General features: G+C 63.9%; 22 protein-coding genes and 1 tRNA gene. 12 read left to right on the top strand and 11 right to left on the bottom strand.

Annotated elements, in window-relative coordinates; genetic code table 11:
* Positions 1 to 76: 76 nt before the first annotated feature.
* Positions 77 to 151, top strand: a tRNA-Thr gene (locus J1M81_RS05630).
* 164 nt (positions 152 to 315) lie between these two features.
* Here J1M81_RS05630 and J1M81_RS05625 read toward each other — a convergent pair.
* Together J1M81_RS05625 and J1M81_RS05620 are read right to left on the bottom strand one after the other, a co-directional pair.
* Entirely contained in the window at positions 316 to 1530 is a 1215-nt protein-coding gene (locus J1M81_RS05625; RefSeq protein WP_008709987.1) for a site-specific integrase, read from the bottom strand.
* On the bottom strand, positions 1523 to 2155 hold the full coding sequence (locus J1M81_RS05620; RefSeq protein ID WP_008709984.1) for a helix-turn-helix transcriptional regulator: 633 nt from the start codon (positions 2153 to 2155) through the stop codon (positions 1523 to 1525). The genes J1M81_RS05625 and J1M81_RS05620 overlap by 8 nt, the downstream gene beginning before the upstream one ends.
* 124 nt (positions 2156 to 2279) lie before the next feature.
* Here J1M81_RS05620 and J1M81_RS05615 point away from each other — a divergent pair, with 124 nt between their 5' ends.
* From J1M81_RS05615 to J1M81_RS05575, 9 genes are all read left to right on the top strand, one after another.
* Entirely contained in the window at positions 2280 to 2492 is a 213-nt protein-coding gene (locus J1M81_RS05615; RefSeq protein WP_230074464.1) for an AlpA family transcriptional regulator, read from the top strand.
* Positions 2493 to 3623: 1131 nt separating this feature from the next.
* Complete coding sequence (locus J1M81_RS05610; RefSeq protein ID WP_008709981.1) at positions 3624 to 4412, top strand: ParA family protein; 789 nt, start codon at positions 3624 to 3626, stop codon at positions 4410 to 4412.
* On the top strand, positions 4412 to 4762 hold the full coding sequence (locus J1M81_RS05605; RefSeq protein ID WP_008709979.1) for a hypothetical protein: 351 nt from the start codon (positions 4412 to 4414) through the stop codon (positions 4760 to 4762). Before J1M81_RS05610 ends, J1M81_RS05605 begins: the two co-directional genes overlap by 1 nt.
* Positions 4759 to 5634 carry a DUF2637 domain-containing protein gene (locus J1M81_RS05600; RefSeq protein ID WP_008709977.1) on the top strand — a complete coding sequence of 292 codons (876 nt, stop codon included), beginning with the start codon at positions 4759 to 4761 and terminating at the stop codon, positions 5632 to 5634. Before J1M81_RS05605 ends, J1M81_RS05600 begins: the two co-directional genes overlap by 4 nt.
* Before the next feature lie 440 nt (positions 5635 to 6074).
* Positions 6075 to 6641, top strand: coding sequence for a hypothetical protein (locus J1M81_RS05595; RefSeq protein ID WP_042937347.1), 567 nt, complete (start codon positions 6075 to 6077; stop codon positions 6639 to 6641).
* A gap of 176 nt (positions 6642 to 6817) precedes the next feature.
* Positions 6818 to 7123 (top strand): hypothetical protein, encoded by a 306-nt coding sequence (locus J1M81_RS05590; RefSeq protein ID WP_008709973.1) that lies wholly within the window; start codon positions 6818 to 6820, stop codon positions 7121 to 7123.
* Positions 7124 to 7234: 111 nt separating this feature from the next.
* Positions 7235 to 7771 carry a DnaB-like helicase N-terminal domain-containing protein gene (locus tag J1M81_RS05585; RefSeq protein ID WP_008709972.1) on the top strand — a complete coding sequence of 179 codons (537 nt, stop codon included), beginning with the start codon at positions 7235 to 7237 and terminating at the stop codon, positions 7769 to 7771.
* The gene (locus tag J1M81_RS05580) at positions 7768 to 8046 is read left to right on the top strand and encodes a hypothetical protein (RefSeq protein WP_008709970.1); all 279 of its coding nucleotides are present in this window, start codon (positions 7768 to 7770) and stop codon (positions 8044 to 8046) included. Before J1M81_RS05585 ends, J1M81_RS05580 begins: the two co-directional genes overlap by 4 nt.
* Before the next feature lie 54 nt (positions 8047 to 8100).
* Positions 8101 to 8436, top strand: a complete 336-nt coding sequence (locus J1M81_RS05575) for a hypothetical protein (RefSeq protein WP_008709967.1) — start codon at positions 8101 to 8103, stop codon at positions 8434 to 8436.
* A gap of 225 nt (positions 8437 to 8661) precedes the next feature.
* On the opposite strand, the gene J1M81_RS05570 is transcribed toward J1M81_RS05575, so the two are convergent.
* The 3 genes from J1M81_RS05570 to J1M81_RS05560 all read right to left on the bottom strand — a co-directional run bounded on the left by J1M81_RS05570 (position 8662) and on the right by J1M81_RS05560 (position 10254).
* Positions 8662 to 9030, bottom strand: coding sequence for an Lsr2 family protein (locus tag J1M81_RS05570; RefSeq protein ID WP_042937345.1), 369 nt, complete (start codon positions 9028 to 9030; stop codon positions 8662 to 8664).
* Between the two features lie 319 nt (positions 9031 to 9349).
* Positions 9350 to 9556: a hypothetical protein gene (locus J1M81_RS05565; protein WP_008709965.1), complete on the bottom strand. Its 207-nt coding sequence runs from the start codon at positions 9554 to 9556 to the stop codon at positions 9350 to 9352.
* 182 nt (positions 9557 to 9738) lie between these two features.
* Positions 9739 to 10254 (bottom strand): hypothetical protein, encoded by a 516-nt coding sequence (locus J1M81_RS05560; protein WP_008709964.1) that lies wholly within the window; start codon positions 10252 to 10254, stop codon positions 9739 to 9741.
* Positions 10255 to 10582: 328 nt separating this feature from the next.
* Between J1M81_RS05560 and mobF the strand changes: the two genes are divergently transcribed.
* Complete coding sequence (gene mobF, locus J1M81_RS05555; protein WP_008709963.1) at positions 10583 to 14623, top strand: MobF family relaxase; 4041 nt, start codon at positions 10583 to 10585, stop codon at positions 14621 to 14623.
* Positions 14624 to 14712: 89 nt separating this feature from the next.
* On the opposite strand, the gene J1M81_RS05550 is transcribed toward mobF, so the two are convergent.
* Positions 14713 to 15480, bottom strand: coding sequence for a hypothetical protein (locus J1M81_RS05550; protein WP_008709962.1), 768 nt, complete (start codon positions 15478 to 15480; stop codon positions 14713 to 14715).
* 372 nt (positions 15481 to 15852) lie between these two features.
* On the opposite strand from J1M81_RS05550, the gene J1M81_RS05545 reads away from it, so the two are divergent.
* Positions 15853 to 17133, top strand: coding sequence for a hypothetical protein (locus J1M81_RS05545; RefSeq protein ID WP_206497691.1), 1281 nt, complete (start codon positions 15853 to 15855; stop codon positions 17131 to 17133).
* A gap of 214 nt (positions 17134 to 17347) precedes the next feature.
* Here J1M81_RS05545 and J1M81_RS05540 read toward each other — a convergent pair whose 3' ends face one another.
* The 5 genes from J1M81_RS05540 to J1M81_RS05520 are packed head-to-tail and all read right to left on the bottom strand — an operon-like array spanning position 17348 to position 23679.
* The gene (locus J1M81_RS05540) at positions 17348 to 17971 is read right to left on the bottom strand and encodes a DUF4913 domain-containing protein (protein ID WP_008709960.1); all 624 of its coding nucleotides are present in this window, start codon (positions 17969 to 17971) and stop codon (positions 17348 to 17350) included.
* Positions 17968 to 19815 carry a type IV secretory system conjugative DNA transfer family protein gene (locus J1M81_RS05535; RefSeq protein WP_008709959.1) on the bottom strand — a complete coding sequence of 616 codons (1848 nt, stop codon included), beginning with the start codon at positions 19813 to 19815 and terminating at the stop codon, positions 17968 to 17970. Before J1M81_RS05535 ends, J1M81_RS05540 begins: the two co-directional genes overlap by 4 nt.
* Complete coding sequence (locus J1M81_RS05530) at positions 19812 to 20591, bottom strand: hypothetical protein (protein ID WP_008709958.1); 780 nt, start codon at positions 20589 to 20591, stop codon at positions 19812 to 19814. The genes J1M81_RS05535 and J1M81_RS05530 overlap by 4 nt, the downstream gene beginning before the upstream one ends.
* The gene (locus J1M81_RS05525) at positions 20588 to 22078 is read right to left on the bottom strand and encodes a putative ATP/GTP-binding protein (RefSeq protein ID WP_008709957.1); all 1491 of its coding nucleotides are present in this window, start codon (positions 22076 to 22078) and stop codon (positions 20588 to 20590) included. The genes J1M81_RS05530 and J1M81_RS05525 overlap by 4 nt, the downstream gene beginning before the upstream one ends.
* 14 nt (positions 22079 to 22092) lie before the next feature.
* Complete coding sequence (locus J1M81_RS05520; RefSeq protein WP_008709956.1) at positions 22093 to 23679, bottom strand: SCO6880 family protein; 1587 nt, start codon at positions 23677 to 23679, stop codon at positions 22093 to 22095.

Raw genomic sequence — 23679 nt, 5'->3', positions numbered from 1 at the left:
TTGCTGGGGTGATCCACCGACAAGGTACCTGTTGTCGCTGAGCGTCCGTTGAACGGTATGCTTGGCTCGCTTCACTGCCTCCTTAGCTCAGCGGTAGAGCACTCGCCTTGTAAGCGAGCGGTCAACGGTTCAATCCCGTTAGGAGGCTCCACTGAAAATAGGGCCTGAACTGGCCTTTTGTATTATCTATAATGGGATTCGTTGCCGATGAGGCGAGCTCAGTGTCACAGAATGTCACAAGTGCCGCAGAACTCGCCGGAACAGCGGCTGGTGAGACTGCCTGCTCCTATGTGGACGGTTGCGGACAAACGCCGGTCAACGCGCATCGTCGGATGGCTCGTCGCGACGCCGGACGAGTGACTGCAAAGTGTCGGCTGCGCCCAGTAGCGCATGGTTCTGAGAATGGACGTAGGTGCGCATTGTGAATGCATTGTCCGAGTGCCCGAGCCATGCCGAGATGACGGCAATCGGCACGCCCTGAAGGTGCAGCAGAGTCCCACACGTGTGGCGGGCGTCGTGGAGGCGGATGTCGGACACCTTGCTGTTGATGCATAGCCTGCGCCAATAGTCGCTGACCGTATCGGGATGAAAAGGTCGCCCAACAGCGTCGGACACGACGTAGGTGCCGGGGCCGACGTAGGTCAAGCTCTTTCGTTCCACACCCTGCAAGCGGTGTGCAGTTTCGAGTGCGGATTTTAGGGCTGGTGTGAGGGGAAGCGTGCGCTTGGACTTTTCTGTCTTCGGAGGGCCCTCCACGACACGTCCATTGACCGAGACTCGCGTGTTGTTGATTGTCAGGCTGCCGGCGTGAAGATCGACATCGTTCCATCGAAGCCCGCATAGCTCACCGCGTCGGAGGCCGCTCAGAGCAAGCAGCCAAGCGTGGCCGTTCCGATCGCACGCCGATGCTTCCAGGAGGCGTTGCACTTCGTCCTCCGTGAATGTCTGCATCTCGACGTGCACACGGGGCGCGCGGTCGACGAGCGCGGCAACGTCTCGTACCAATCGCCCTTCTCGCATCAGCCCGGTGAGGACTGCGCTTACAAGGTTAAGCATCGGATTGATCGAAGTGGCCTTCCACGGACGTCGCAGTTGGCCATCGGGCTTGACCGAGCTGCCGGCTAACAGATCGTTCACCAGAGCGTCCAAGTGACCTTTGGTCAACTTCTGCACCGCTAGCGCGCCGTAAGTATCGCGCAGCGGTTGAAGGGCATGGGTGTACGCGGCTTTAGTGGACTCTCGTACGCGTCGTCCGGCAAGCCACTCAGCGCAAGCCTCCTCGACCGTGGTGGTCGAGGAGGGAACGAATGTCCCCTTCGAGACTTCCTCGAGCACCTTGGACAGGGCTGCGCGAGCGTCCTTCTCCGTAAGAAATCGACGACGCAACTGCGTCCGCTTCGACGCCCGGGTGCCGGTGGCGTCGGCACCACCAGCGTCGACGGTCATTTGATACCGCAACTCGGTACTGCCTGTAGACCGATTGGTGACGTAGATCTTCTTGATCTGTGGCGGCAGTTGCTGCCTAGCCATCCTCTTCGTCCTGCGTGTTCATGCCCAGTTCGGTCATCCGTCTAAAGAGCTCTTCCGAACGCCGTCGAGCATCCTCGTACAGGTATTGCATCGACTCGATGTGCTCAGCTGATTCATTCTTGGAAAGGCCGTTTCGGAGCTGCACCCGAGCACGCCGCATCGCCTTCAACGCATCAAGCCATTCACGAGTGATCCCAACGCGATCGTTCTTCGGGTCGAAGGTGTCACGTACCCACATCCCGAAAGGAGCGTCGGATTCCTCCTCGGTCCACTCGGAGCTCGGCCGCATCAGCCCAGCCTCCCCGCTGAACCAGCGAAGGGCATCGTGAGACTCCTGCTGGAGCCCTGGGAGTACTTCGACTCTTCCCTTGGGGAGGTCCGGATAGACCAGTTGTGCTGGTGAGACTCCCAGTGCCGCAGCCAAAATCAAGAGTTCCGAGACGTCCAAGCTCTTCTTGCGTCCGGTCTCCAAGTCCGCGACTACAGATCGCGAGATCCCCCACCCGAAGTCAACCGTCCTGTCGGCAAGCTTTGCTGCGGACAGAGCGGAGTGGTCTTTACCTCGAAGTCGGCGCACTTCCGAGGCGACCCGGGCAACGATCGATTCCGCCCACGACTGCGTCATGGTTACGCAGTCTAGCGGAGAATGGCTCCCCGTTGTGGGATGGCTACGTACTTGTTACTCTGTGGTGGAACCACGTGGACTGACCAGAAATGTCCTGCATAATGTGGCTCTACTACACAATTCAGTGGAGGTGCTGAAGATGCCCAGACGGTTGCTGTCTGTCCCGGAGGCTATGGCTTGCACGGGACTTGGACGTTCCAACTTCTTCAACAAGATCGCGTCGGGAGAAATCCGGAGCGTGAAGGTCGGCAAGCGCCGGCTGATCCCGGATACGGCCATCGACGAGTACATCGAAGGTCTCGAGGCACAATCCGATGCCAGCTCAGGCGTCGCGTGAGGCCCAGAGCCAATTGTCCCTCAGGAAAATGAAACGCCCCCGGAAGATCTCAGTGTTACCAGCACTGAGGCCGAGGGCGTCGAAACCACAACCCGTGAGGAAGGAGCTTCGTCACCGATCATAGAGCGTCTTGATAAGTCATTCAAGACATTTCGCCGAGTCACCGTTCTCCGCCCTCGATTTCGGTCAGGGGCCAAGCGGGCGATGACGCATGTCTCGACCCGCGACAGCGCGGTCGAGTTCTTCTGCTCGCGCCGCATAAACCTTGGCTACGGAGCTTCCTAGCAAGGCCTGATGTGCCGAAGCAGCGTCGTTTTCTGGCAGAGCCCGACGTAACACCAGCCTGCCGCCGGCCTGTGCACCCTTTGTAAATCCTCGGAGACCGGCCCCGAGGCACCACCAGCTCGACTGATCATCGAACAGGTGGCGATACCGATTAGCCACGCGCCCGCCGAGGCGCGGGGCTATCGGGCGTGGAGCGGACAACGTGGGTGCGGAAATTGGCTCAGGGGCCATGGGGGGTCCGAAGGGAACGAACGAAGTCCCTTGTCTTTCATACGTCACCACTATGGAGGTATCAGTTGAGCTTTCGATCCATCTGCAATGCTGACATCACTGAGTTGCCTGGCATGGCGAACCGTCATTCAGACCTCGATTTTTCAATCCTTGCCGCGCTCTTGCTCGTATCCGTTGTGTACGCAAAATGCTCGAAGATGCAACCACAGCAACACACTTGGTTGCTTGGGCACGAGCGCAACAGCCCGCCGGTGCAGGCCGCTCCCGCTAGCGGTACGGCGGCGTTGCCCGCCAGTCCCATGCCTGAATTACCCGCAAAGAGTGCCTCAGATGACTCGCTGGCGACGGGCGTCAAACATCCCGCAGTGGCCATACCTCCAATGCCTGCAAAGGATGAGAGTCAAGCTCGGGATGTGTTGTTGGTAAATGCTTTTCATGCCACTATGGAGCGTCTTTCGCTTATGGCACGCGACTCACGCATCGCGCCCCTTACCTGTAATTCACCCAACACTTTTACAGGGTGCGACTCATCCCTCGGTTCCAAGGCGTGCATTGCATCCCATTCCCGCTATACCGCCAGTTCGTCCTATTCATCCATGGAAAGTGAGACCCACCATGCCCGCTGACATCTTTGCGTTCTGCAACCAGAAAGGCGGGGTGGGCAAGACCACCACCGTCTTTCACCTCGCCTACGCCGTCGCCCAAGCGGGGAAGCGCGCGCTCGTTGTCGACGTGGATCCGCAAGGCAACGCCAGCACAGTCCTGACCAGGACCGAGCTCGAGAGCGACGATGTCGGTGTTGCCGACGTTCTCGCCGAGTCGTCGAACGCGACCATCGCCGACGCTGTCGTCCCCACCATCTGGCCTGGCGTAGACCTGGTACCCACGGTGCCTGGAAACGAGTCCCTGGCCTATGTCCGCGATCAATTGGTCGTCGCCGGCGCTGGCCGAGAACGGCGGCTTCGCGACGCAATCGACGTCGTACGGGGCGTGTACGACGTGGTCCTCATCGATTGCCCACCCAGCCTCGATCTGCTGACCATCAACGCCCTTGTTGCGGCGCGCGCAGCCGTCGTCGTGACTCAGTCCGCGCTGTTCTCAGCCAATGGACTCGCGCGGTTACTGCGCACCATCGATTCAGTCAAGCGCAGCTACAACCCGGACCTCGACATGCTCGGTGCGATCGTCAACCTCCACGAGATCGCGACGATCAGCGGCCGAGAACAATTGGTCGAGATCGCCGCGAGCATCAACGTCCTCGGTGACGCCGTTCCCAAGCGGGTTGTCATCAAAGACTCGATGGAGGCCCAAACCAGCCTGTTCGACTGGGGGACCACACAATCTCGCAGCCTGTCCACGATCTATCGCGACACTCTTACGCTGCTCACGAAGGGACACCTGTGATGGCCCGGCCCGAACGTATGAAGAGCGCACTCGCCGGATCGAGCCCGGTCGATCCGCCGGAGAACTCGCGGCAGCCCCACGACACTGTTTCGTCGGCCGAGACCGGTGCGCAACCGTCACCGGACAACACAAAACAGAAGCGCTCGTACTACCTCTACCAGTCCACCGTCGACGATCTTCTCAACGCGGCCGAAGCGCTGTCCGCAACGCCCGGCGCGCCGCGGGGCCCGTCGGATCTCGTCAATGCGGCAATCGAAGACTACTTGGAGTCGTTGCGCAACAGATTCAACGACGGTGCGCCGTTCCCGCAACGAACGGGCCCCCTCGCACGAGGACCGAGAATCCGATGAGCCGATCACACTCCGCGGCAACCCCGTTGACAACGAAGCCGTCAGAGGTCGTTGCGCTACATCCAGCGATTCTGCAGTGGGCTCTCGCAACAGCCGTTGCGTTGACAGTTGGCATCGCCGGGGCGTCCTTCTGGCTCAGTTTCGCTGTGTTGCGTGATCTCGCGGTGATGGCAGGGATAGGTCCCGGTGAAGCCTGGGTGATTCCGATCGTGCTGGACGGCGCAATCGTCTCGACAACAGTGACAGCCATTGCGCTGTCGAATCACACGGACCACCGCACGATCAAGGGCCGTCGCTTCGTCGTCACGATCTTGCGTGTTGCCGCATCGGCGTCGATTGCGGGTAACTCGTACCACGCGGTGTTGACTGCGACATTGCTTCCGGCCGTGGTCTCGGCGGGTATTGCCACCATTGCACCTATCGCGCTCCTTGCCATGACTGAAGTGTTGGCTGTCATCCTTCGTGCGCCTCGCGGGGCCGCAGGGGAGGAGTCCGGGCTAAGTGCTGCAACAGAAGTGGTGGATTGGACAGATGCAGAGTTCAGTCACGAAGGCCACAGCCTGAGCGGGGATAATTCAGAGGGCGAAGACGGCTCGTGGGGAGAACAGGTCGACGCGGCGGACACGCACCGACGACCAGTAGACGCCCTCACCCCGGAAGTTGCAGAGACAGCGCGGCTTCGACACGCACACCGTGAATGGTCGTGGGCACGAATCGGTAGAGAAACCGACGGCTCCGTTGCATCGACCGCGATGCGCCGATATCGGAAGTGGGAAGAAGTCACCGCCGGGATCGTCGAGGGCCGCCAGGACGGGGAATCCGAGCTGGGTGACAAGCCAGCCAGCGAGCGTGATCGCATGTTTGCAGAATAGAAGTGCTGCCGCGACATCGAGCCTTGTTGCTCTCCGTTGCTCCCGCACAATCGCCCCAGACTGTTGATGGCTGGGAGGTTGTCGCCTCGGGTGGTTCAGCGTGCGTCGAAACGTGTGCTGCCCTGGGACCACCTCCGGCGGTCTCCGGATTGAGCTTTGCTGCGCTTCGCCCTGCAGAAAGAACTATTTCTTTCGCACATCTGGCTCCGGTCGAGCTTGCAACACCCTGACCCGTCTTACCCAACCCTGACTCCGCGTTGCTCCGGCCCGGTGGGCTCCGAAAACTTTTCAAAGCGCCTGCGGCTGAAAACTTTGCGGATCAGGGCCAGGACGCCGGTCCAGTGCGCCGCCTTCTCTCCTTCGAGCCAGATGACGGCGAAAGAAATTGGCAGAGCGAAAAGGCCGGGGGAGCCGGTCCCGCAACAGAAAGTGAGCCCGACATGCCGCAGAACGCTTCCAGCACAGGACGACGGACCACTGCCGCACACAATGCCCGGACTACCGGAATTGTCACCCACACCACGGTTTTGGTCGCCGGACCCCAGCAGGCCACTATCACCGCTACCTCCGCGGCCACCGACGAAGCGCAGATGATCGTCGCACTCGGTCACGTCATGATGACTTTCCGAAGTGCCGAAACAGTTTCCGCGGTCATCACCGGGTTCGCCACCGTCCGCGCCGCACTTGCCGGAGCCGATGGACAAGCCCCCCATCCCGCCCAACCAGGCGCAGAATTCGGCGCCGCCGCGATCTCTGTCCTGTGGCTCGACAGCCCCGAACACACTGCGGTGCCGCACCACCGCTACAGCTCCGAACAACGTCGTACCATCCACTGGGTAGACCTGCATATGGGACCTGTGACCTGGCGCATCACCGACCGCGTCGGCTACGACACCCTGATGGCCGAACTCCGACGCGTTCACCGTGCTGCCGTTGGTGTCTTTCTCGACGGCGGACGCTACCGCCGCGACCCCGCCAAACTCCTCGATGTCTTCGACGACGTCTGATACCACACGTTCGGCCCCAACCCCGGGGCCGAACGTCGTTTATCCACAGGCTGACTCGACGCCACAGTTATCCACAGCCTCGCCTGATCGGTCTCCGCATCGAACGAATCGTTGCGGACCTCGTGTGACGCTCGACGACAAGCAACTGGGCCGGCACGAGCGACAAGGAACCAACGATGATCACCTGGACAGTCACCACACACCCCGAGGACAACCCCGAGATCCTTACCGCAACCGGAGCGGAACCCAACCTCGAAGTTGCGAAACGCGCCGCCGCCGATGCCGTCCGTATCGCCCTCCTCGACGCACGCGAGCACGCATCGTCCGACAACGGCAGCCCGCCGTCCTACCTCGTCACACTCGACGGAACCTGTGCCCTCATCATCGGACTCGGAAGCTGCAGGCCCGAGAACTACAACGCCGTCCTCGACAGCCTCGAGCAGTTCGACGGCTCTGCGCCACCGAACCTTCTCTACATCTGACCTACACCTCCGCAAAATGACGATGAACGCGGCAGGACCAAGCAAAGCGCCACCGGACTATCGAATCCAGTTCTCCCGCAACAGACCCGCAAAGAGAAACGAGGCAAACAGATGACCCCGTTGAGAGCAGTCGAACCCGCCGACGACGAAGATCACGCTGATCTGACGGACCATCCGGAGACGGCACCGGAAGCACTGGTCATCTGCGCACTGATGTGGCTGCAGGACACCGAAGAGGCTGCCCGCATTTCAGCAACATTGCAGGCCAACGATTTCCACGATCCCGTCTATCGCGAGCTGTACGGCATCGTGCAGGAGCTGATCATCGACAACCTCCCACACGACCCCGCGAGTGTTCTGGGCGTCCTTGTCCGGTCAGGTGCCAGCGGACACCGCGGTGCACGGCTGCGTCGAACACTGACCGACGTCACCGCAGCGAACGCATGCGGAGCATCGGCAAACGAATACGCCGGCATGGTCCTGTCGGAAAGCTACCGACGTAGCTTCTTCGACGCCGGAATCAGAATTCAGCAGCTCGCCGAGGAAGCGCCGGAGGAATTCCTGTTCGACCAGCTCGTCGAAATCGGAAGGGCGCAACGTGAAGCGACGAACCGCCTGAACGCCTTCCGCAGCGGCAGCACACGATGACCGCGCGGGAAGGGCCAGAGTCGGGCGAAGAGCGGCGTCGAGCTGCTGTCGCTTCTGCACGATTGGCCGCCGTCGATGTCGAGCATCTGGATCCAGACGCAGTCGAGGACCTCGCTGTCGGGCGTGAGGTAGAGGACGCGCTGGCCGCCGGCAACACACTGAGTGACGTCGCGCTGTCCATCGGTTACACCGAGGCCGTCGCCTCAGACCTTTTAGGCAAGTTCCGAGCGTTCCGCGAGATTCTCGCGGCGCGCAACCAGAATCCCCTGTTCTGAGCAACTTTCCACGCACACCTCGCATTGCCGCTATGACTCGAAGAGGCCGCCACCATGAACTTCATCCGCATCGACACAGACCGAGGGACCCTCTACGGGCCATCCTTCGCCGAGACGTTGACACACTTCTTCGGACAGAACCAGCACGTCGAATGGGACTGCCACAAGCTGACCGCCGGATACTCCGGCGGGCGGTGCACAGTGTCGACTGCAATCCGAGTGCATCACCGTGGACAGTGGATCGTCGCTGCTCGATCCTTCGGCTCCCGCACCGTCGACGCGATTCCCGAGTGCGCAGTTCGCACCGAATCAGAATTCGCTACCGCACCGTTCGACGCACCCGCGTTGCCGCACTGGGTGTACGAGTGGGCACATGAACTGCTGGTCTGAATTCAGGGTATAGATCGACCGGCACAGATCGAAGCGAACTTGCTACGTCGCTGAAGCAGAGCGCACCCGTGCACCGAGCAACGTTCGGCCCGCGCCGCAAACTCGGCCTCTCGCCGAAACTTCGACGAGTTGTCAACGGGTGCTGCGCAGCGCGCCGCACTCGCGGCAAATCAGAGCGAACAGGGAGCCGCCCGCTCACGTCGACGCAGGCGGCTCACCCGCCTGTCAGTGTGCGGCGTTGTACGCCTCTTCGATGTCGGCCGGGATGCGGCCGCGTTCGCTGATCTCGTAGCCCTGATCGAATGCCCACTGCCGAATCGCCCGCGTCTGCTCCGGATCACGCTTGCCCGATCCGCCGGCCGCTGTCGCGGCCGACGCGGCAGCGGGGGTGGGCTTGCGCTTGCGGCCACCGACTCGCGTCGCGTGTCCGACGTAGTAGTCGAGCTTCCTGTGAAACTCGTTCGCGTTCTTCGCCTTCAGGTCGATCGAGTACTCGACGCCGTTGATCGCGAATTCGATCGTTTCGCCGGACTCGTCGTCGATGACCGACCCGTCGATATCGTCCACCAATTGGGTTGTCACTCGTCTTGCCACAGCCGAAAAACCTTTCATCGACACATTCGCAATGCGCAACCGCATTCTTATCTATGAGCGTAACCAGCGCCGATATCCGCGCTCTTCAGCGACACGGCAATTGGCTACGGCACCGTTTCGCGCACCTGCGTTGCTTCGCTTGGCGTGCGCCTGAACGGATGGCCTTCCGAGCTGACACGCACGCCACAGCTCGACCGTAGAACACCAAACGCGCATCTGCGCAGACGCTACGAGGCTGAGATGGCGCGGAGCTTTGAAGGCGGGTCGAGAAACAGTCAGATCATGCCGCAAGCTCGCCACGTGATGAAGCTTCGACGATCTATTGGGAGGTGCTGCGCAACACGCCGATGGCAACAGTAACGACTACGGCAAACATGATCGACGCAATAAACAAGCCGATGCGAAACACGCCGCTGGCGATGACTCCCGTTGCCCGCAGGGGAGCGAACCGCCAACCTGACTCGGACTTCCCAGCGCGCCACAGCGCTCCTACGACGATCAAGCCGATGATAATAAGTGCGATCACGATCGTTCACCTCCTACCTCGAGTCGATTTCAACACCAAGACAACGACATAAATATTCCGCCGTAACGATGTGCAGTGGGCGCGCGTTCTCATGGCGTTCTCGAACAACCGTTGTGTGGCACTGAGTTAGAACCTTCGATGTGTGCAGGCGTGAAGCCTGCGGCGTGAGCTCCGCTCGTTTGTCAGGCGATGCTGCGCGCGCCCTCTCCATCCGCCCCCGCGTCTCCATCCACCGACAGCTCTACAGTCGCAGTTGGTGCAGAATCGCGACGGCCTTCGACATTCTCCTCGGTGCTACGCGATCCACTCGCGTCATCCTCTGCATCCGGATGAACATCGGGCATGGCGGTCGCACGTGACACCATCGTCGACTTGACCAACCGCGTCGCCTCCGGCACCGAGAGATCCACCAAGGCAGCGATACTGGCGTATGTTTCACCGCGGTTCTTGAGCTTCGCGAGTGCTCCAGCGCGTCTCTCATACGCCGCAGCAAGTTTGGCTTCCGCGTCCCGCTGCAACCGCTCGATCCTCGAGGTCACATCGTCGTTGATCCTTTGTTCGTCGCGGGTGGCATCGAAATATGAAATCAAATCTTGCTCCTGATTCTTCAAACACAACTGTGCCTCTGACAGCCGCTGCGCATTCGCTCGCCGAGCCCGTTCCCGAGCACTGACCGGTCCATTGTTCGAGGGAGTCATACGAGACAGGCTACTGCCAACATGATGGCCGGCGAAAGGGTCATACGCACCCAGCGTCGCCCTGATCGAGCTGTCTCGCTACAACTTTCGTCCCTCACCGTCCATGCACGTTCTAATTCGTCCGGAATGCAGATGCTGTCAACTTCGGATTTTCTGTAACCGTTTGCGAAATAACAAACTAAACGCTACACACCTCTTGCACTATTAGTGTCCATGGGCGGAATCTGCGTACTATCGCGACTGTGCCGCGCGATTCAGAAGCAGATTTCGAGCGAGATCGGCCCGTGAGATCTCGTCGCACACCACCTCTTCGTCGGCAGTGCCCGCGATGATGACTGTTCACGCGCTGCACGCGGGCGACGGCTACACCTACCTCACCCGCGAGGTCGCCAGCGATGACATTCGCCGCGAACGCGGCCAGGACCTCACCGACTACTACGCGGCCGAAGGCACCGAGCCGGGCATCTGGGGAGGGCGGGCCTCGGCCGAGCTCGGGGTGTCCGGGTACGTCCGCGAGGACCAGATGAAAGCGCTGTTCGGTGAGGGCCTGCACCCTGAAGCCCAAGCGTTGATCGAGGCCGCCGTCCTCGACGGCACGAAGGCGAACGCGGCCATCGAGAGCGTGCGGCTCGGCCGCAAGTTCGCGAGCTTCCGCAACGAGGTGCCGCTGATGAAACGCATCCGCGCCGAGATCGACAACGACCGCGCCGCCGGCGGAAAACCGCTCACCGCCGACCAGTGCCAGCAGATCCGCTACCGCGTCGGAGCCGACGAATTCCACCGCGAAGTCGGGCGATCACCGGCCAGCGAAGCAGAGCTCGTCCGCTACATCGCCTCGCAGCAGCGCCGCGAACGCCAACCCGTCGCCGGCTACGACTGCGTGTTCACTCCACAGAAATCGGTGTCCGTTCTCTGGGGCCTGGGCGACGACGACACCCGCGTCGCGATCGAGCGCGCACACAGCGCCGCGGTGAGCGACGCCATCGGCTGGGTCGAGGACAACGCCTCCTACACCCGGGTCGGCAAAGCCGGTGTCGGACAGATCGAATCGACCGGCCTGATGTACACCCGGTTCGATCACCGCGACAATCGCAACGGTGACCCGAACCTGCACACCCACGTCGCGATCTCCACCAAAGTGCACGGCGTCGACGGCAAATGGCGCAGCCTGGATGGCCGCGTGCTGCACAAGCTCGCCGTCGCCGCATCCGAGCGCTACAACACCCTCATCGAGGAGTACGTCACCCGCGAGCTCGGCACCGTGTTCGCCAACCGGCCCGGCACCGGAATCAACAAACGCGCCGTCCGCGAAATAGAAGGCATCCCCACTGCACTGCTCAGCGAGTTCTCCCGCCGCGACGCCATCGAGTCACGCATGGAAAAGCTCGTCTCGGACTACCGCAAGACCCACGGCAAAGACCCCTCGACCGCGACGCAGATGCGACTCGCCGACCAAGCGACTCTGGAAACCCGCAACGAGAAAGCACCCCCGAAATCGCTCGGTGCCCAACGCGCGGAATGGCGCGTACGCGCACTCGACGTCGTCGGCCGACGCGCCCTGAACTCCGCCCTGAAGAAGAGCACCGGGAACACGATCACCGTCACCGAAGCCGCCTCGATCGACCACCGCGAGATCGCCCGCACCGCAGTCGCACGCATCGCACAGCAACGCTCGAGCTGGAACCGCTGGCACATCCAAGCCGAAGTCCAACGACAACTGCGGCCACTGGTGTTCGGCACCGCGGCCGAGCGTGACGCGGTCGCCGAGAAGGTCACCGAAGCCGCCCTCGGCGCAGAGTCCATCCGATTGACTCGCCAGGTCGACGCGATCCCGGCAGCGCTGCAGCGCAGCGACGGTGCGTCGATCCTGACCGTTCACGGCAACGAAACGTACACCAGCGCAGCGATCCTCGCCGCCGAACACCGCCTCGTCGGTGCCGCCCGCACCCCGACCGCGGTGCTGGCACCCGCCCACGCCTACACCGCAGCCCTCGCCGCGCACACCCAACGCAAGGGCTGGGACGTCGGCGCGGACAAGAAGGCACTCGTGGAGCACTTCCTGTTCTCCGGGGCCCTCCTGGCCGCCGGCGTCGGTCCGGCCGGAACCGGCAAGACCACCGCCATGCGCGTCGTCGTCGACGCTTGGCGTAGTACCGGATACGACGTGATCGCCCTCGGACCGTCCGCGAAAGCCGCCGACGTCCTGGGCACCGAACTCGGGGTCACCGGCCGCACCATCGACGACGTCCTCACCCGCTACGAGAACGAACTCGACACCGGCATCACCCCGGGCGCGATGATCCTCGTCGACGAAGCAGGCATGGCCTCGACACACATTTTGGACCGGCTGACCTATATCGCCGCCGAGCACGGCGCAGTGGTCCGCCTGCTCGGCGACCCACAGCAGCTCGCCGCCGTCGATACGGGCGGCGCACTGCGCCTGGTCGCCCGATCGAGCGCGGCACCGGAGCTGGTCGACGTCCACCGCTTCCGCGACAAGGAAGAAGCCGAGATCTCCCTGCGTCTACGTGACGGTGACACCTCCGTCGCCGCCTGGTACGCCGCGAAAGACCGCGTGCAGCACGGCATGGCCGACGACCTCGCCGAGAAAGTCTTCATCGCCTGGGCGAAGACCTCGGACACCGACACGACGTCGCTGATGATCGCCAACAGCAACCACGCCGTCCGCGACCTCAACGACCGGGCCCGCACCGAACGACTCGCCAAGGGACTGGTCAAGAAAGGCGGTAACGACCTCTCCGACGGACTTCGCGCCAGCGCAGGGGATCTCATCGTCACCCGCCGCAACGACACCAGCCTGCGCGTGACCGGAACCCGCGGGGAACGCGTGCGCAACGGCGACCTGTGGACGGTCAAGACCGCGCACCGCGACGGATCGCTGACCGTGCGCCACCTCGAACACGGCGGGCGCATCCGACTGCCGGCAGACTACGTCAAAGAGCACTGCGAGCTCGGTTACGCCGCCACCATCCACCGGTCGCAAGGCATGACCGTCGACCAGGTCCATGTTCTCGTCGACGACACCATGAACCGTCAAGCCCTCTACGTCGCCCTCACCCGCGGCCGCGAGAGGAGTCAGCTGTACGTGCCCATCGACCGGATCGTCGACCCGCACCTGATCCACGTGCATCCGGACAAAAAGATCGCCGACGAAGTCGTGCGGACCATCATCGGCCGCGACGGCGCGGACGTCTCGGCGACCGAACAGCAACGCGACGCCGCAGTCGCGCACCGCAAGCTCGACTACAACGTAGGCGGATACGAGTACGCGGGAGAGCTCATCGACGCGCACCGCATCGAAGCGATCGTCCGCGAGAACATGGGTCCGGAGTTGGCGAACACGATGATCGCCGAAGCCGAATGGGACACCTTCGTCCACCAATACCGCCGCGCCGAGCAGCTCGGCCTCGGCGCCGCCCACACCCTCGCCGCCGCACGCTCGGAGCGAGAACTCGCCAGCGCAGACTCCGTCTCCGCCGTCATGCACTGGCGACTCGAAAAGCACATCGAGAACGGCGCGGACGAGATGCACGCGTGGACGCAGAGCATCGAACCGGCGCTGCGGACACAGTTCGGTGAGCACGCCGAGACCATCCTCGGCGACGATGGGGCGTGGCCCGACCTCGCCGCCCATCTACGCAATGCCGAACGCGCAGGCAAAGACCCCCACGCCGCGATCGTGGAACTGCGGCGCGGTGTCACCGACCCCGACCCGAGTGCAGCGGATCTGCTCGACGAAGCCGAACGGCGCTGGCCCTTCGGCCGAGAGGCACGCGACCACAGTGCCCCGAGCTGGGTGCTGCCGCCGATGCAGGACCGCGAGGGAATCGACCCCGAACTCGTCGCTTGGAGCCGCCGCCGCTACACCGAGATCGCCGAACGCACCCGCGAGCTCGGACAGCACGCCATCGACGAACAACCCGCCTGGACCCGCCACCTCGGCGAGGTTCCCGACTCCGGCGGTGCCCGACTGCGCTGGCAGGTCACTGCCGGTCAAGTCGGGGCCTATCGAGAACAATTCGGCATCGACACCGATCGCACTCTTATCGGAGACCGACCCGAACACGGGGAAGCGGCCCGCGCGTGGGATCAGGTCAACGCCCGCATCAAGACAGTCACCGCGCCCGTAGCGGTGCCCGCACACGCAGGCCCCGGACAGCAGCCGGCACCGTCCCTGCAACCCGCGAGGCCCGATCCGATCGTCGACACGGACCGCGCGCGACGAGAGGCCGCCGAGCAACGCGCGGCAGAACAACGCCGCCTCGCCGAGCAACACAAAGCCCAACGCCGCGAACAACTACGACAACAGGCCCGGCGACCCGGACCGACCCGCGGCCCACGCATCTGAATAGGTTGTCCGAACAGAAGATGGCCCTGACCACCACTCCATAGGAATGGTGGTCAGGGCCGTCCAGCAGCGGAGCCGACGTCGCGCGGTCAGTCCGTGCTGCCCCCTCCACACGCATCGCTGCAGTCCTGGCTACCGCAGCTGCCGTTGTTCGGCGCGGCCAGGGCAGCCCGCGCGCGCCCAACGAGACCGTCGGGACCTCCGCACGCGTCGCTGCAGTCCTGGCTACCGCAATTGCCGTTGTTCGGTGCTCGCAGCGCCACCGAATGCGGGGCGTGTGGGGGGACATTCCCGCCATCGGTCGACGTGCAGTCGTAGCCGCCGACGTTGCAGGTACCGCAGTCGTAGACGAACTTGCTCGCCCACAACTCCTCGTCCACGAGCCATCCGAACTCACGCAGAGCATCGACTGTCCGGTGCGAATGACCGGTGCCGTAGTCGACTCCGGCCTCGTCGAACGGCGCGTGATGGATATAGCGGCCACCGGTCTCCTGGCACCACGCGGTGTATTCACGTGTGTACAGGATGAAGTTGTGCCAACCGATGTCGACGAGCGAACTGGGCGAGAACCCGATTCCGGGGTTCTTCGCAACCAGCGTCAGGAATCCGATCGTCTGGTGCACGATCCGTTCCGCCACCGCGGTCCGGTGCTCACCCTGGATCTCCGAGGATACGCGAGCGTTGAACTCGTAGTCCTGTTCGACTCGCTTGACGAGACGGAGGCGAAGTGCCTCGTCGATGGCCAACGTACGTCGGTCGACTACCTCAGCCGTCTGCGCCGGCGACAGGGCGATCTCACCACCACCACCGCCACATGCACTGCAATTGTCGTGACGGTTCACAGGCGTGTTCTCCATGGAAATGTCCTTTCGAGTGCGAATTATTCTCCGTACTTTCCCGATATTCCGATAGGTCCGAAAGTCGAGGCTCGTTCGAAGAGGATTTCAGGCTGACCGCCGTTGGTTGCCTTATTCCTTTGTAGTGGATCGAGTAATTGCAGCGAAAGGATTTCAGGGGTTGTAAGTGCTCGGTATAGGCGGCTACTGGCACTGTCGGGAACTACCGAAATGATCGGCACTGCCGGATGGTGGCCGGTAGTGCCTGATACTGGCGGTAGATGGGACTACCGGACTGTTCCAACCTGCCCTTTCGTGACTAGCGATCGAAACACTGGCATAATCGCTCTATCGACAATGCGCCGACAGCGGCGTATTTGCCAGGAGGTTCGGGTGGATAAGAATAATGAGCTATTTCTTGCATATCTCCGATTGGAATTTCACTCGACTCTTCAGGAGGGATTCGCGGACAAAAGGCGTTCGCCGTACAATTTCACGGACTCGAAGGCATTAGCGCACAGGAGATATCCCGGCCCCAAGCATATGGCGGTCTGGTGGTACCTAGCGCACATGCCCGAGGGCTCCACCCTCGCCGACGCACTCAAGGAGACCACCAGTAAGTCGGCCGGTTATCGAACGCTCGAAAAGACATCGGCACAGATCGGGGCCTACATCGACGGGATCGAAGCGATGGAGCCCAGTCTCATGCGCGACCTCTGTACCGGACTCCGGGCCGACGAGGCGCAGACATCGTTCATGATGGGCCTCACCGGGGCGTCCGGAAGTAAAGCGACGGAAGCTGGTACAGACGCTATCTACGCGCGACTCCGGGAAGCCCGCGAGCCGGACATCATCGAGCCCGAGGGACCAACCTTCAGTGTCTCTATTTTCGGTTTTGGCGGTCCGCCGCGGGTCATCGCGGCGATGTTCATTGCGATGGTGCTGGTGCTGGCCGTAGCGCTGGCGCAGTACACATGGACTGAACTAGGGTCCTCTCGCACCGCCGCCTCGGCACCCGGCCCGGGGCTTTACGACCCCGGCCTCGGTAACGTCGCTTTGGTCGCGTTTCCGAGGGAGGGCGACGATCCCGCGACGGATCCGTTCACGGTGGACGACATCGGCTTCTCGGTCATCGCCGACCAGGACGATGAAGCTCCTGTCCTCAATCTTCAGGTCGACGCCAGTGCGAACCTCACCCAGGACGGACACGAGGGCGGCATCGTTCCAATCCGCATCATCTTTCACGCGCCACCAGCATCGGCGACGGCAGTTGAAGAGAACCCAGGGCTCCCACCGATCGAACTCAGCGCCAATGTGGAGGTCTTTCAGAGGAAGCCGGGCGACCCTCCGCAGACGGTCTATGCCCTTGAGGCCGACCGTGACGTGGAGAGGATCTGGGACCTGCCGACCAAAAAAGGGTGGTGGGTCTCGCCAGTAGTCGAGAACTCGGGGCCCATCCAGCCGTGGAAGTTCGGCGCCAACATGAAGGTCGGCTGGGCGCACGGAGACACCGTCGCAGAAGCCGGGACGGAACTGGGTATCCGAACGTATCTGCTTCCGTGTGGCCTCAGTGAACTTAAGATTGAAGCGAGTCTTCACATGCGTAACGCCCCGCTCATGGACAGTGCTATTCGTCGAATTAACGTCTCGGTCGACAAGAAGTGCGCGACCTGACGCTCGGAGCGAGCGGACAATCCGAGTTCTCTCGCCTGAACCGGAACCACTCACCCTGACCACCGACTACACGCCGGGCGGGTTGACGTGTAATCGGTGGTCGGGCTCGGCAGACCCACAGTGATCGTGCACCGACCCTGCCGTATCCGGGCGGGATGTACGGACGAGTGGCCGATCGAGCGATGTAGGTCCGCAGCTTCATAAGGGGATGAGGTCAGGTGTAAGGAACCCAGGCACCCATGCGGGCGTTGAAGGTCCATTCGATGCCCTCGAAGCTCACGGGGCTGTCGGGGTCGGCGGGGTCGAGCGGTTCGGCGAGGCCGGAGTCGATGGCCATGTCCATGTCGTCGGCGGGGATGGTGCGCACTTCCTCGGCCGCGGTGACGTCGACGACCGGTGCCGGCGGGGCTGGTGATGGTTCGGGGCGGGCGTCGACGTCGGCGTCGACGAACTCCTCGATGCCGGCGAGCGTGGCCGGCGGCGACGGCCGGTGCGCACACCGATCGTGGGTGCAACTGTCGAAGTCCGAGATGTCACGGACACGCGCCATGAGCGGCCGGAACCACTGGGTGTGCCAGGCGGTGAGGTCGTCCCGGTACTCGTCACCGCGGTAGTAGGCATCGGTCCATGCCGCCATCAGGGCGCTCAGTTCCTCGACGACGGGATCGTGGCGGTACCAGCACGGCGGGATCTTGGTGCCGAGCTCGTAGCGCTCGCGCAGCCACGTGGTCCAGTCGATCAGCTCCGACCACAGGGCCCGCGCCTGCTCGGCATCGAGGTAGCGCCAGGTGAACCGCGACGGCACCAATTCTTCCTGCTCTGCCCCCGGTGCGGTCACGATAGCGTCGTCCCGTCACTGACCTTGTCGAGCACCACCGCGCCGGACCGGACCTTGGTACAAGGCGCGGTGCCCGATGCCACGATCTCGTCGAACACCTTCTGCGAGCGCAGCACCGCGGCACGTGATGGTTTTTCGTCCCACACCGTCGGTAGATGCACCAGGATCGGCGGCGCGGTCCGGTAGATCAACAGACCCTGGTCGGGGTCCATCTGGCGGATCTGCGCCGGCGACATCACCGGTACCTCTCGCAGCGTCGGGCCGGACTGGGCGTTGCCGGAGGGCTGCCACTCGTATCGGTCGCCGAGCATCTTCGAGATCGCTTGCAGCTCGTCGCCTTTGAGGCCGGGAAGGATCAGGCGGGCGGGGGAGTTGTCGGCGAACATCTTGCCGGCGACCGCGCCCCAGCGGAGCTTGTTCTGCTCTTCGTTGTGGGCGTAGGCGTGGATGGTGATGCCGCGGCCGCCCGAGTCCGACATGAGATCCGGCAGTCCGGGAATCGGGGCGACGTTGTTGACTTCGTCGAGCTCGAATCGGATCGGGGGATCGAAGCGGCCACCGGGCAGGGACTGTGAGTGGCGGTCGGCTAGGTAGTGCACTTCGCTGGCCAGGGCTGCGATGAATGGTGCCGCAGAATTGTCTTTGCCCTTGGACACCAGATACAGCGTGTCCGTGCCGGATCGAATGAACTCGTCGATGTCGAACGACTCGCGCATCGGGACGTCGACGGCTCTAAGCAGTGCGGGGGAGGCGAGCGGGGCGAGGAGTCTGCTGGCCGCGCCGATCATGTCGTCGGAGGAGTCCGATCCGGAGTCGAGGATTTGGCCGAGTTCGGCTTCCCAGCCGGGCATCGTCCGCATGAGGATCTCGCGTGGTTCGCGGCCTTTACGCGAGTTCACCCACACGCGCAGCGTGGCCAGGTTCGCGCCGCTGATCGCGGCCGCGTGCAGGTAGCAGCGCAGCAGAACCACTGCTTTGTCTTCCCAGTAGCCGCCGTTCTTGGTGTCTCCCATAGGCATTGCCGACACCAAGCTCTGTGCGCGGCGGATGGCCACGTCCGGATCCTGGCATCCGGAGAGGATCGACCAGCGGATCGGGTCGGGCCATCCGGTGATGTTGTCCGGATCGAAGATCGATACTCGGCCGAGCGCGGCGCGGTGCTCGTACGTCGCCGAGATCAGGTCCACTTTCGTCGAGGTCACCAGCAGTGCACCGGGTGCGTCCATGCAGCGCTGATACGCCACGCGCCAGGTCTTGCCCGAGCCGGTGACGCCCTCGACGAGCATGCAGTCGTTCTGTTTGATGTAGACGACCCTGTCGGGGTCGACCATGTTGCGGCCCAACGCGATCGCGACCTCGCTCGCGTCCAGCTTCGAGGCCCGCGTGCCCTTCAACGAGGAACGGGTGGCGACGGCAGCGGTGCGGACACTCTTCTCGTCGATGCCTGCCCGGGCGAGCTCATGTCGGCCGGCGAAACCACGTTGCGCCTGACCGCGGTGGTGCTGCCAGTCGTCGATCTCGGAGCTGATCCACAGGGCCACGGCGGTATACAGCGCACCGAGCACCAGAATGCACACCCAGGTCACCCACGCCGGACCCGGCTGCGCGGTCGCCGGCCACGCGGCCGCGGGGTCCGACGGGTTCGTGGCCAACCCGCGGAAGATCGAGAACAGCTCACCGAAGCTGGTGGGCATCGCGATCACCGTGCCCGAGACCAGCGAGGAGACCATGCCGCCGCCGGCGACAGCGAACACCAGACCCACGATCAGAGCGGCACCGACCCAGACCTCGGACGGAACGAACGGATCGCTGGGCCTACGGGGAGGGGATTGCATCGCACTCATCGAACTGTCCTGTCGTCGGTAAAAGGGACACGGCGGGAGTAGCTTTCGAGCACGTGCAGCTCGGCGGCGAGACCGACGGCGCAGTCCGCGTCGGCGACCGGGTCGAGGGCGGCGAGGTTGGCTCGAAGTCGGGTGATCCGGATGTAGCGGGCCACCGCGGCGGCGTCGGTATCGGAGATCGGGGCGGGATGGGTGATCTCGTACCGCCCCTGGTCGGGGAGGTATGTCACGGTGGCCGGGCTCCGTTGGCCACTGCGCTCGGTGATCGAGCGGGCGAGGTCGTGCGCGAGGCGGTGCGCGAGGTCCGGTGCCCATTGTCCGAGCAGCAGTGTCGAGTTCGGCAGCGGGTCGGGCCGGGTCGAGAGCACGCGCACATCGACGCCGGCCTCCACTCCCACGCTGCCCTGCCACTGGATCGGCAGGGTGACCTCGTCGACGGCGGCACGCAGGTAGCCCGGTGCCGGTATCCGCGCTGTGCGGACGCCGGCGGTGTAGGCCGGGATGGTGGCGAGTGCGCAGGTGATCTCGCCGGGGGTGCCGGACACACAGACGTCGTCGTGTCCCTCGGCAGCGATGGTGACGGTGATCCCGGGGACACCGGCGTCGATGGCGGCGGCATGGCTGACGGCGAATCGTGTTGCGGCCGAAAGGGATACGAACCGCCTCTCCCCGCTCGCGCAGGTGTCGTCGTACCCGATCGGGGCCGGCGAGCTCACGTACACGTCGATGGTGCGGGAACGCCGGGCCGCTGACGGTGAGGGCGATGAGGTGCTCATGCTGGCTTGACTCCTTTGACGGCGGCGTCGGTGTCGGTGAGGGCGATCTCCTGCGGGGAGCGGACGTGTTCCATCAGGATCGGATCGGACGAGCCGATCTTGACCAGGCATTCGCCCTGTCCCAGGCCCATGATGATGTCGATGGACCCGGGCGGGAGGTGATACATCTCGGCTGTCTCGCGGGCGTCGTCGAAGCGTTCCTGCGCGAACAGGAACACGATTCCCGCTTCCTGCATCAGGGCACGGGCGGGGGAGTCGTGGGACATGTCGGAGGGGTGATGGAAGGCCGAGACGGTCGACAGGCCCAGTCCGCGGGAGAGTTTCATGTTCGACCGGAACACCGCGCCGGTCGATCCTTCGGCGACGTGCCAGCCTTCCTCGACGATGAGGATGGTCTGCTTGGACACCGACGAGCGTGCCGCGAGCAGGTTCGCCAGCCAGGTGTTGATCACGGTCATCACCACCCGCAGCGCAGGCCCTTCGGTCGGCAGCGCGGAGACGTCGAAGTGCGCGAACGGGTGCTCGAGCGCGGCGCGGACCTCCGGGGAGGTTTCTGCGTCGACGAGGCCCTTGAGGTCCCGGTCGACCAGACGCAGCAGGGCCAGGCCCGGCTCGTAGCCCCATTCGAGGGAGCGCTCGGACCAGCGGTCACCGAAGTACGTGCCGTCGTCGGTGGACGGCTCGACGAGGCGGCGGGCGAGATCCTTGAGTACCGGTGCGCGACCGGTGGCGGCGGCGTCGGCGTTGACCAGCTCCAACGCTCGGCCGACGGCGCTCTTCTCCGGGGTGGTCAGCGGGCGTTCCATCGTGTCGGCGAGGACGGCGAGCACGAGGGCTTCCTGACCGGCTGGGGTGACACCGTCGAGGCCGCCGGCGTGTTCACCGCCGGTGGTGATCGCCGGGTCGAGCAGGTTCAGTCTGGCGCCGCCGCCACCGGTTTTGAACCGGACCGATTCCACCTCGAGGGTGCGGGCGAAGACGGAGTACTCGCCTTCGCTGCCCTGGCGTTTCTTGTCGATGACCACCACCTGTCGGCCGAAGATGATCTGCCGCCACAGAAATGCGGTCTTGATCATCGAGGACTTGCCCTTGCCGATGTCCCCGACGACGCAGACGTTGATGTTGGAGATGTCGGTGCCGTAGAGCTCGAACGGATCGGTGATCACCAGATCCTGGGAGATCCGGTTCAGGCCGGTCACCGCTCCCTGGTGGCGGGCACTGCGGCGGCTGATGGCCAGGTTCAGCGCTTCGGACTGCCTGGTCGTGCTCCACGCGCCTTCGGAGCGGGGTTCGTACCAGCCGTAGCGGTCGAGGAGCGCGAACCGCCGAGGTGGCTTACGGCGGGCAATCCGCTTCGGGACCGCCTGCGCGGCCTCGAGGACGGCGTCGCCGAGTCGTTCGCGATCGCCGCCGAGCAACCGCGGGCGTACCGGTTGCTCGGTCGCGGCCGGTCGGGTGGACGGACGACGGGTGGTGTGTTGCGGCATCGAAATCTCCTGGGCTACTTGGTGTAGCGCGTCACGGCGAGACCGCGAGCGAAGGGCAGGGTGGTGAACAGGGCGACGTCGTGCGTGTCGTCCTGCCAGGTGATGGTTTTGATTGCCGATTCGTCGGCGGCTTCCTCCACGCGCATGCAGGCCCGCTCGAGGTCGTCTTCGTCGCGGCCGGTGACCGCGACCGCGAGGGAGTAGATGGTGCCGTGATGGCCCGAGCCCGGCATCAGATCGGTGCGTCGACGCCCGGACGCGGTGGCCATCACTTCGGCCGAGCCGTCGCCGGTGATGCCTTTGCGTGCGGCACTTTCCTGCGAGGCCCGGTCCTGGGTGAAGTCCTGACTGGCCGCTTCCCGGGCGACGGCGTCGGGCACGAAATCGACTCGGACACTGACTGTTCGGATCGTCGGTGAGGGCGGGTTCTCGTCGTCGCCGATGTCGGGGGCGACCCCGGTCAGCAGCGGCGCAAGCCACAGCGGGCCCAGCGGAATGGGTTCGATACTCGCCGGCGGGAGGAACCCGACACGGGTGTGCCAGCGGCCGGACACCACCACCGAGTCGTGGCCACCGACGTAGGAGGGCCAGCAGTTCGACCACCGCGCCCCTTGGTGGCGATCGAGTGGGTTCGACGGGTCGACGAACGCGCGGATCAGCGCGCAGGTGCGCTGCTCACCGAGGACCTGGACGCGGCCCATGCCGGCGGCGACGAGTTTGCTCACAGCACGCATCGTCTCGTCGCGGATCACTTGGGCGACACCGCCTTCGAATCGGGCACCTTTCCCGCCTGCAGCCCGCGCGGCTTCGGCCTCGAAGTGGTCGGTCTGGGGGAATTTGAGCACCACGTACGCCCGGTGCTCTTCCGAGTGCGGCCGGATGGTGTCGATGAGGTCGCCGTAGGACTCCACCGGTGCCCGCAGACGCATGTCGCCGAGCTTTTCGACCTCCCGCTCGACCCAGTCCTCGTGCATGGTCAGATCCGCGGGAATGGAGCGGTGGATCAGCTGCACTCCGCGGATGAGCGAGGTCTTGCGGGCCATCGAGGCGCTGAACAGACCGAATTTCTCCGATGTCGTCGCCCAGGCCGCGTCGGTGCGCAGCCCCCCTGCCAGGCCCTGCACGGACAGTACGACCGTGTAATAGGCCCGCTCGCCGGGGTTGGCGGTGCGGACGATGAACATCTCGTCCAGGCCGGTGCCGGCGACGTCGAGCGGGGCGGTCCGCCCGAGCGGCACCGGGTACTCCCAGCCGGGGTCGAGCTCGGTGATCCCGTAGGCAGAGTCGTCGGCGTTGCGGTAGACGTGCTCCCCGCGCCGCATCCGCGACCAGTTCCGCAACCGGTGCAACTGCCGCGCCGCCAGGGAAGCGTCGCCGAATTCGTACGTCGAGGCGAACACCCCGACGTAGAACACGGCCACGAGCCCGACGGTCATCGCGCCGCCACCGGCCGCGAAGTAGTACACGATGCCGATGATCAGAGCGGCGGTCCAGGTGATGAGCACCGGTGCCGAGATCCCGGTCATGCCGCGGCGCGCGATCTCACCGCCCAGGATGGAGGTTCTCTGCTCGCTGTCGTGCTCGACGGTCTCGGTCGACAT

This window comes from Rhodococcus sp. KRD175, assembly GCF_017168275.1.
Lineage (GTDB): Bacteria > Actinomycetota > Actinomycetes > Mycobacteriales > Mycobacteriaceae > Rhodococcoides > Rhodococcoides fascians.
The sequence above is the reverse complement of the archived record's forward strand: the minus strand, read 5'-3'. Positions and strand labels throughout refer to the sequence as shown.